Origin of the sequence: Jatrophihabitans sp. (assembly GCF_036389215.1) — a bacterium.
GTDB lineage: Bacteria > Actinomycetota > Actinomycetes > Mycobacteriales > Jatrophihabitantaceae > Jatrophihabitans_A.
In genome coordinates, this window is sequence record NZ_DASVQG010000171.1 from 1 (window position 1) to 9,121 (window position 9,121).

General features: G+C 70.6%; 9 protein-coding genes. 7 read left to right on the forward strand and 2 right to left on the reverse strand.

Translation table 11 applies throughout. From position 1 onward, the window contains the following. The 5 genes from VF542_RS08705 to nudC form a co-directional block, all read left to right on the forward strand. Window positions 1-1,015, forward strand: a 1,015-nt coding sequence (locus tag VF542_RS08705) for a M20/M25/M40 family metallo-hydrolase (RefSeq protein WP_408651309.1), incomplete at its 5' end; no start/stop codon positions are given. A 10-nt stretch (window positions 1,016-1,025) separates the two neighbouring features. Next, window positions 1,026-1,853 carry a hypothetical protein gene (locus VF542_RS08710; RefSeq protein ID WP_408651310.1) on the forward strand — a complete coding sequence of 276 codons (828 nt, stop codon included), beginning with the start codon at window positions 1,026-1,028 and terminating at the stop codon, window positions 1,851-1,853. A gap of 26 nt (window positions 1,854-1,879) precedes the next feature. Beyond that, window positions 1,880-3,196 (forward strand): M16 family metallopeptidase, encoded by a 1,317-nt coding sequence (locus VF542_RS08715; protein WP_408651311.1) that lies wholly within the window; start codon window positions 1,880-1,882, stop codon window positions 3,194-3,196. Continuing rightward, window positions 3,193-4,512, forward strand: a complete 1,320-nt coding sequence (locus VF542_RS08720; RefSeq protein WP_408651312.1) for a M16 family metallopeptidase — start codon at window positions 3,193-3,195, stop codon at window positions 4,510-4,512. The genes VF542_RS08715 and VF542_RS08720 overlap by 4 nt, the downstream gene beginning before the upstream one ends. 3 nt (window positions 4,513-4,515) lie before the next feature. Continuing rightward, window positions 4,516-5,520 (forward strand): NAD(+) diphosphatase, encoded by a 1,005-nt coding sequence (gene nudC, locus VF542_RS08725; RefSeq protein ID WP_408651313.1) that lies wholly within the window; start codon window positions 4,516-4,518, stop codon window positions 5,518-5,520. A gap of 18 nt (window positions 5,521-5,538) precedes the next feature. Here the strand turns inward: nudC and VF542_RS08730 are convergent, their stop codons facing one another. Both VF542_RS08730 and VF542_RS08735 read right to left on the reverse strand, forming a co-directional pair. Beyond that, window positions 5,539-6,168: a uridine kinase gene (locus VF542_RS08730; RefSeq protein ID WP_408651314.1), complete on the reverse strand. Its 630-nt coding sequence runs from the start codon at window positions 6,166-6,168 to the stop codon at window positions 5,539-5,541. Window position 6,169: 1 nt separating this feature from the next. Continuing rightward, window positions 6,170-6,418, reverse strand: coding sequence for a mycoredoxin (locus VF542_RS08735; protein ID WP_408651315.1), 249 nt, complete (start codon window positions 6,416-6,418; stop codon window positions 6,170-6,172). Between the two features lie 195 nt (window positions 6,419-6,613). On the opposite strand from VF542_RS08735, the gene VF542_RS08740 reads away from it, so the two are divergent. Beyond that, on the forward strand, window positions 6,614-8,695 hold the full coding sequence (locus VF542_RS08740) for an ATP-dependent helicase (RefSeq protein WP_408651316.1): 2,082 nt from the start codon (window positions 6,614-6,616) through the stop codon (window positions 8,693-8,695). A gap of 191 nt (window positions 8,696-8,886) precedes the next feature. Then, a complete protein-coding gene (locus VF542_RS08745) occupies window positions 8,887-9,054 on the forward strand; it encodes a hypothetical protein (protein ID WP_408651317.1) in 168 nt (55 codons plus the stop codon). The last annotated feature ends 67 nt before the right edge of the window (window positions 9,055-9,121 follow it).

Sequence of the window (9,121 nt, forward strand, 5' to 3'; positions counted from 1 at the left end):
GCTGGGGGTGCGCGCGCACCTGGCCGACACCGGCCGGAGCACCCCGGCAGTCACCCTCAAGTTCCTGATCGAGGGCGAGGAGGAGTCCGGCTCACCCAACTTCGAAACGTTGCTGGCCGAGCGGCGCGACCGCCTGCGGTGCGACGTCGTCGTGATCACCGACACCGGCATGCTCGCCGAGGACATTCCCAGTTCGGTGACGGGGATGCGCGGCATGGTGGCCGCCGAGGTGAGCTTCCACGGACCCGACCTGGACCTGCACTCGGGGGTGTTCGGGGGAGCGGTGCCCAATCCGGTCGAGGCGATCGCGCGGCTGACCGCCGCCCTGCACGACGCCGACGGCCGGGTCCAGATCCCCGGCTTCTACGACGACGTGCTCGAGCTGAGCGAGCAGGAACAGCAGTTGCTGGCGCGGGTTCCCTTCGACGAGGCTCAATTCCTGACCACCAGCAAGTCCCGGGCGCTGGCCGGTGAGGCCGGTTACTCGACTCTGGAAAGGGTCGGTAGCCGGCCGACCGCTGAGGTCAACGGAATCGGTGGTGGCTACCAGGGCGCCGGCAACAAGACCATCATCCCCAGCGATGCCTTCGTGAAGCTGTCGTTCCGGTTGGTGGCCAACCAGCGCCCGGCCGCCATCCGGGAGGCGGTCCACGCCTTCATCGTCGAGCACACCCCGCCCGGCATCGAGTGCAGCATCGACTGGGGGGCCGACGGCGTGGCCCCCTGCCTGGTGCCCATCGACACCCCGGCCTACCAGGCGCTGTCGAAGGCGATCTGCGCCGCCTTCGACGCCGACCTGGTACTGCCCACCCGGGAGGGCGGCTCGGGCCCCGAAGCCGCCATCCAGAAGGAGCTGGGCGCTCCGATGGTGTTCCTGGGCGTCGGCCTGCCCGATGACCAGATTCACGCTCCCAACGAGAAGGTGACCCTGTCGATGCTCTACAAGGGCGCCGAGGCTGCCGCTCACCTGTGGCGGGAGTTCGCCGGGCTGGGCCGCGAGGCCCTCAGGAGCTAGTTTCAAGCAGATGATCGAGCTACCGCCGCCGTACCAGCCGCCGCAGCCCGGGCCGTCCGAGGTTCGGGGGCGGCGCGGTGCGGCGCTGCTGGCCGCTGCCGTCGTGCTGGTGCTGGTCGTGGTGGTGGCACTGGTCAACGGGCACCGCAACCGCGACAGCGCCGCCCGGCAGGCGGCCGACCGGGTGCAGCAGCTCAGCCCGGCGCCCTCGGCCAGGCCGACCCCCGGCAGCTCGGACCCCAACGGCGGGCAAGCCGAGCCGGTGCCGCTGGTCGAGTGCCCGGAGATCCGTGACGAGGAGTCCCGGTTGGGCTATCGCTGCATCGACAACGCGCTTCAGCAGGACGCTCCCGACGACAGTCTCGGCCTGCGGATCGCGCTCAACCAGGAGGTCGAACCGGGTTGGCTGATCAGTGAAGGCTCGGGCAACCCGCGCAGTCTGGCGAGCCCGCCGTCGAACGACACGGTGAACTACCGGCAGAACCGGAACGCGGCCGGTCCGGCGCTGCCCTCGGACCAGCAGGTCCGCGACGAGGTTCGCCGGCGCGTCCGGTTGGCCGTGGAGCGCGGCTACGGTGACATCAACCCGACCAGCCGGACGATGGCTGAGCACGTCAGGGCCTTCAGCGGCGTACGGGGATACGAAGTCCTCACCGAGATCACCATCAACCCCACCTTCCGCGCGAGCCGTCACCTCACCGTCCGCACCGAACGGCTGTGGACCGTGGGCCTGCCCACCGAGGCCGGCGTCAGCATCTTCATGCTCTCGATCCCGGACAACAGGGCGGACCTGTGGCCCAAGGCCGAGGCCACCGTGGGCACCGTGCACGTACTCTGAGCAGCCGACTTGGTTAGGGTGTTCCGGTGCCCACCACGTCGCGTACCCCCGCCCTGCCCTCGTTGTCCTTCGAACTGCTGCACCACACGCTGCGCAACGGCCTGCGGGTCGTGCTGGCACCGGACCGCCGGTCGCCGGTGGTCTCCGTCGCGGTGCTGTACGACGTCGGGTTCCGCTCCGAACCCGAAGGCCGCACCGGCTTCGCGCACCTGTTCGAGCACCTGATGTTCCAGGGCTCGGCCAACCTGGAGAAGCTGGAGCACTTCCGCTACGTCCAGTCCTCCGGCGGCATCTTCAACGGCAGCACCCACCTGGACTACACCAACTACTTCGAGGTGCTGCCCTCACACGCCCTGGAACGCGGGCTGTTCCTGGAAGCGGACCGGATGCGCTCGCCGCGGATCACCGAGGAGAACCTCGCCAACCAGATCGACGTGGTGAAGGAGGAGATCCGGGTCAACGTGCTGAACCGGCCCTACGGCGGATTCCCCTGGCTGCAGCTGCCGCAGCTGATGTATGACAGGTTCCCCAACGCGCACAACGGCTACGGCGGCTTCGAAGATCTCACCAACGCCACCGTGGCCGACGCCAGCGCGTTCTTCGACAGCTACTACGCCCCGGCCAACGCGGTGCTCTGCGTGGCCGGTGACTTCGACCCGGCCGAGGCGACCGAGATGATCGAGCGCCACTTCGGGCCGATCAAGCGCCGCAAGAAGCCGAAGCGGCCGGACTTCGCCGAGCCGCCGCTGACCGCCGAGCGGCGAGACGTGGTGGTCGACGAGATGGCGCCGATGCCGGCCATCGCACTGGGCTACCGGGTGACGGATCCGGCCGCCGACTTCACCCGCTACCTGGCCACCGTGCTGCTCGCCGAGATCCTGTCCAACGGCGACGCCTCCCGGCTGCACCGGTCACTGGTCCAGTCCAAGGGATTGGTGACCGACATCAGCGCCTACCTGGGCACCTTCGGCGACCCGCTGGAGGAGCGGGACCCGACCCGGCTCAACATCACCTCGCACTACGCCGACCGGGCCGCCACCGCTGCCGTGATCGCCGCCGTGGACGAGGAGCTGGACCGGCTGGCCACCGACGGCACGGAGCCCGGTGAGTTGCGCCGGGCCGCGGTTCAGCTGGCGGCCACCATCTCCCAGGAACTGGACCAGGTCATGAACCGCAGCCGGGAGTTCGCCAAGTTCGAGCTGATCTTCGGCGAGGCGTCGCTGATCCTGCGACTGCCCGGCCTGCTCAACCAGGTCACCGACGAGGACATCCGCGCCGTTGCCGGCACCCTGGTGCCCGCCAGCCGTGCCGTCCTCGAACTCGTTCCGGGAGCCACCAAGTGAGCGCGCTGCTGCAGGTCCCGGGACTGGCCACGGCCCCGAAGCCGAAGAAGCTGACCTTCTCCGAGCGGGTGCTGCCCTCGGGGCTGCGAGTGGTCGCGATCCGCCGGCCCACCGTGCCGATGGTCGAGGTCCGGCTGCGGATCCCGTTCTTCTCCGCCAAGCCGACCCACCTGGCCCGGTCCTCGCTGCTGGCGGGAACGATCCGCACCGGCACCGACGAACACGACCGGACCTCCCTGGCCAGGGCGCTGGGCGACCTCGGGGCCGAACTGTCGGCGGGCCGGGACGCCGACCGGTTGCTGCTGTCGGCTTCGGCGATCTCCACCGCGCTGCCGGCGCTGCTCGGGCTGTACGCCGAGATACTGACCTCGGCCAGCTACCGTCCCGGGGAGGTCACCGGTGAGCGCGGCCGGCTGCTGGAGCGGATCACCATGGCCCGGTCGCAGGCCGGCGTGATCGCAGGTGAGGCACTGGCGGACCGGATGTCACCGGGGCATCCCTACGGCCGGACGCTGCCTGACGAGCCGGCCGTCGCCGCGACCACGGCGGGCCAGCTGCGCAGCCTGCACGCCGGCCTGGTGCGTCCGGACGGCGCACTGCTGGTCATCGTCGGCGACATCACGCCGGCCCGTGCGCTGGCCGCCGCCGAGTCGGCGCTGGCCGGCTGGACCGGCGCGGCACCGGCCGCGAAGGCGCCTGCGTTGCCGCCGATCACCCAGCGGCCGCTGTTGATCGTGGACCGGCCGGGCTCGGTGCAGACCGCGTTCCGGTTCGGCGGTGCGGGTTTGCCGAGGCAGGACGAGCGCTACCCGGCCCTGCAGCTGGCCAACCTGATCTTCGGCGGTTACTTCTCCTCCCGGTGGGTGGAGAACATCCGGGAACGCAGAGGTTTCTCCTACTCCCCGCGCAGCGCGGTCGAGCACGCCGCGCTGCGCTCGTCCTTCACGGTGACAGCCGACGTCGCCACCGAGGTCACCGCGCCCGCACTGCTGGAGACCTTCTACGAGCTGGGCCGGATGGCCTCCACCCCGGTGACCGACGCCGAACTGGAGTCGGTGCGCCAGTACGCCATCGGAACGCTGGCGCTGTCGACGGCCACCCAGGCCGGACTGGCAACGACCGCGTCCGGGCTGCTCGGTACCGGCACCGAGCTGGAATGGCTCTCCAGCCATCCGGCGAGGCTTGCCCAGGTCACGGTCGCCGAGGTGGCCGAGGTGGCCGCTGAGTTCCTGGCGCCCCGCAAGCTGGTGGGGATCGCCGTGGGCGATGCCGGTGCGATCACGGCTCCGCTGGCCGGCATCGTGGAGGTCGAGTGAGCCTTGGCCGCTGACCGGCCGGCGACCGACCCGTGGGCGGTGCCCGACGTGCCGATCCTGGCGCGCTCGGCCCACGACCGGATCGCGCACCGGCGCACCGACGACGGCTGGCTCACTGCCGTCTGGGACGATCCCGCCAGCCGGGTCCTGCTGGTCTCGCCGGGGGGAACCGTCCGGGTCCAGCCCGGCGGCCGGTCGCTGCGCTTCGTGGCCCCGTCCGAGGCCGCGGTCGAGGGCGTCCGGGTGCTGCTCGGCGCTACCAGCGACACGGTCTACCTGGCCCTGCTCGCCACTGAGGAGATCGCGGACCTCGCCACCGACGAGTCCGACGGCGTCAGCGGGCCGGACTGGCGGGGCCTGCGGGAGCTCGCCACCGAGCTGACCGATCTCGATGTCGGGCTGCTCTCCACCGCGGTGGCGTTGCAGGCCTGGCACCAGAGCCACCGGCACTGCCCGCGCTGCGGCACGCAGACCCGGGTGACCAAGGCCGGCTGGACCACGACCTGCCCGGCTGATTCCTCCGAGCACTTTCCGCGAACCGACCCGGCGGTGATCGTGCTGGTGCACGACGGCGCTGGCCGGTGCGTGCTGGCCCGGGGCCCGCAGTGGCCGGCCGGGCGGATGTCGGTGCTCGCCGGCTTCGTCGAGGCGGGGGAGTCCGCCGAGGCCGCGATAGCGCGCGAGGTGCGTGAGGAGGTGGGCATCGAGGTGTGCGACGTGGCCTACGTGGCAAGCCAGCCGCACCCGTTCCCGGCCTCGCTGATGCTCGGGTACACGGCGCGGGTGGCTGGCGACCCCCGGCTGGTGATCGACGCCGACGAGATCGTCGAGGCCGGTTGGTACACCCGTGAGGACGTCCGGCGCACCACCGACTGGGCAAACGTGGCGGTCGCCGACCGGGCCGACGTGGCCGTCGCCGACCGGGCGCTGCCCGCGCTGCGGGGGCTGCCCGGCGCGATGTCGATCGCGAGGCAACTGATCAACGCCTGGCTGCTCGCCGAGGATTGAGCGCAGGGTCCGGGCGGGTCAGCGCACCGAGACGGCCGGGTGGTGGGGATCGTCGTAGCGGATCACCACGTCGGCCAGCGCGACCGGGTCGACGTCGATGTCGTAACGGTCGAAGGCCGGCAACGTCCAGCGCCGGTCCTCGGGGACCAGCCGCTTCCTGGCTGCCCGGCTGACCGCGAGGTGGATGACCACGTCGAAGCTGAGTCCCGCGCCGAGCAGCAGCTCACCGCTCACCAGCAGGATGCCGTGGGCGGCCAGGGGCACCGGCTGGGCTCGGGTGGCCCGGTTGGTGGCCGCATCGCGCAGCGCCGGCAGGTAATGGGCGCCGTCGGTGGCCAGCGGGCTGAGCACCTCGCGTTGCAGGGCCGCCACGTCCAGCCAGCCGGTGTAGAAGGATTCGACGTCGGTCTTGCCGTGCTCGAATCTCAGCGAGGCGTCCCGGTAGAAGTCGCAGGCGCGCACGGTGCCCACCGGGCGGCCCACGGCGGGCAACCCGGTGCGCAACGCCTCGACCAGTGGCCCGGACCCGACCCAGCCGGGTGCGTCCAGGGCGACCCGCAGGGGATGCCGGCCGGGGTGCCGCTGGATCAGCAGCTCGATCAGCCGCTGGGCCAGCAACTCCGGCGTGATGGCGGCGTAGCGCCTCACCTCAGACCAGCGCGGCGAGCTTCTCCTGTACCTGCGCCACGGTCGGGTTGGTCAGCGCCGAGCCGTCGGAGAACTCCAGGGTCGGGACGGTCTGGTTGCCCCCGTTGACCTGCATCACCCGCTCGGCAGCGCTCTCGTCCTGCTCGATGTCCACCTCGGCGAAGGTGACTCCGGCCCGCGCCAGGCTCTGCTTGAGCCGGGCGCAGTATCCGCACCATGTGGTGGTGTACATCGTGAACGAGGCAGTCATCGAAAGGGCCTTCCCGCAGCTAGGAATCGTTGTCTACTTCGCTCAACGGCGGTGATGGTCGCGGATGTTCCCCATGCGCAGATCCGGTGCGTCCATACCGGATCCGGTGTCGTCCGTGCACAGATCCGGTGATGTCCATGCACAGATCCGGCCCCGAGGCAGCGCGCTGTCGGACCGGCTTGGCAGGATGCAGCTGTGACCGCTGCCCGCTCCACCGCTGATCAGCTGGCCGGCCACGCTGACCCGACGGCCGGCCCGGTCGGTGGGTCGGCGGCCGAGCGGGTGCTGGCCGGGCTCGACCCGGAGCAACGCGCGGCCGCCGAGGCCGTCCGGGGGCCGGTCTGCATCCTGGCCGGGGCCGGGACCGGCAAGACCCGCGCCATCACGCACCGGATCGCCTATGCGGTGGCCGGCGGCGCGGTGCCTGCCGACGCGGTGCTGGCGGTGACCTTCACCGCCCGGGCAGCGAGTGAGTTGCGTACCCGGTTGCGCGGCTTGGGCGCCGGCGGCGTGCAGGCCCGCACCTTCCACGCCGCCGCCCTGCGCCAGCTCAGCTACTTCGCCCCGCAGATCCTGGGCGGCCCGATGCCCCAAGTGGCCGACTACCCGATCCGTTGGGTGTCCCAGGCCGCGAACCGGCTGCGGTTGCGAACGGACAAGGCCGAACTGCGTGACCTGGCCGGCGAGATCGACTGGGCCAAGTCCTCACTGGTCGCTCCCACCGAGTACCCGGCTGCCGCGGCGAGAGCCAGCCGGGGCATCTCCCTGACGGCAGAACGCGTCGCGGAGGTCTATGCCGGCTACGAGGAGGCCAAACGCCGCAACAACGAGATCGACTTCTCCGACCTGCTGCTGATCATGTCCGTGGCGCTGGAGGAGATTCCCGACGTGGCGCGCGCCATCCGCACCCGGTACCGCTACTTCGTGATCGATGAGTACCAGGACGTCTCGCCGATCCAGCAGCGGCTGCTGGATGCCTGGCTGGGCGGGCGCGACGACGTCTGCGTGGTCGGCGATGTCAACCAGACGATCTACTCCTTCGCCGGGGCGAGACCGTCCTACCTGCTCGACTTCGCCGAGCGGTATCCGCAGGCGACGGTGGTGCGGTTGGAACGGGACTACCGCTCCACCCCGCAGATCGTCGACCTGGCGAACCGGTTGATCAGCGGCGCGGGCGGGGGACCCGCGGCGCACCTGCGGCTGATCGGCCAGCGGCCGGATGGCCCGCGGCCCAGCTTCGCCGAGCATGACGACGAGGTCGCCGAAGCGGAGTCGGTGGCCGCGGCGGCCAAGCGCCTGATAGCCGCCGGGACGCCGGCGTCGGAGATCGCGGTGCTGTTCCGGATCAATGCCCAGTCCGAGGTGTACGAACAGGCCCTCACCGAGGCGGGCATTCCCTACGTCCTGCGTGGTGGCGAGAAGTTCTTCGACCGTGCTGAGGTACGTCACGCGATGGTGTTGCTGCGCGGGGCCGCCCGTGCCGACGACGGCAGCGTGTCACTGCCGGAATCGGTGGCAGAGGTGCTCAGCTCGCTGGCCTGGAATGCCGAGCACCCACCGCCGGGCGGTGCCGCTCGAGAGCGCTGGGAGTCCCTGGCCGCCCTGGTGAACCTGGCCGAGCAGTTCGCCGTCGAGATCCCTGCCGCCCGGCTCGAGGAGTTCAACGCCGACCTGGAGCAGCGTGCTGCCTCCCAGCACGCTCCCACGGTGCAGGGGGTCACCCTGGCGTCGCTGCACTCGGCCAAGGGGCTGGAGTGGGACGCGGTGTTCCTGGTGGGGCTGACCGACCAGACGCTGCCGATCCAGCACGCCAGTACTCCGGAGCAACTGGCCGAGGAACGCCGGCTGTTCTACGTCGGCATCACCAGGGCGCGGCAGCGCCTGATGCTATCCTGGGCGCTGGCTCGACATCGCGGGCAGGTCAGACGGCGCCGGCCGAGCCGGTTCCTGGACGGGCTGCGTCCCGGGACGAGCGAGCAGGCCACCGGACGGGCCGGCGGTTCGGGCAAGCGAGCCAAGACGGCGGTGCCGGCTGAGGATGTCGCGACGTTCGGCCGGTTGCGTGCCTGGCGCAAGAAGCAGGCCGAAGCGCAGTCGGTTCCTGCCTATGTGGTGTTCTCCGATGCCACGCTGGTGGCCATTGCCGATCGTGCGCCGGCGACCCAGGCGGAGCTGGCACAGGTTCCCGGTGTGGGCCCGACCAAGCTTCAGCGCTACGCCGAGGTGGTGCTGGCGGTGCTGGCCGGGGAGGACCCGGACCCGGTGATCTTGGACTGAGCGGCGGTGACAGGCCGGTGAGCGGTGCTCTCGAATCGAGGGATGGACCGTGCCTGACAAAGAAAAGTTCGGCGACTTTGGAAAATAGTTTGTGCACATCTCAGGCGCTCGGATAGCCTCGCCTACACAACACGCCAACGCCGTCGCTGCCTGCCGGTAGCCGCGCCGAGATTCGCAAGGAGGTGCCGATCATGTCGACTTACACCACGAACTTCGCAGCCGGAGTGACCTCGGCTGCCTTCGGTGCTGTCCCGGCCGGGCTGGCAGCTCGTCCGGTCGTGCGCAATCACGACATCACCGGCATCGAGATGACGAAGGTCTTCGGTCAGGTTCATCGACCTCGGAAGGTACCGCTCTGATATCCCAGAGCGAACCTTTCGAGGCCGCGGATTCCCTGACCGGGAACCGCGGCCTTTGTTATTTCTG

What these genes read in the sequence shown, in the direction of transcription:
- VF542_RS08710 (WP_408651310.1), top strand. Translation starts at nt 1,026, where the DNA reads ATGATCGAGCTACCGCCGCCGTACCAGCCGCCGCAGCCCGGGCCGTCC.
- VF542_RS08735 (WP_408651315.1), bottom strand. Translation starts at nt 6,418, where the DNA reads ATGACTGCCTCGTTCACGATGTACACCACCACATGGTGCGGATACTGC.
- VF542_RS08745 (WP_408651317.1), top strand. Translation starts at nt 8,887, where the DNA reads ATGTCGACTTACACCACGAACTTCGCAGCCGGAGTGACCTCGGCTGCC.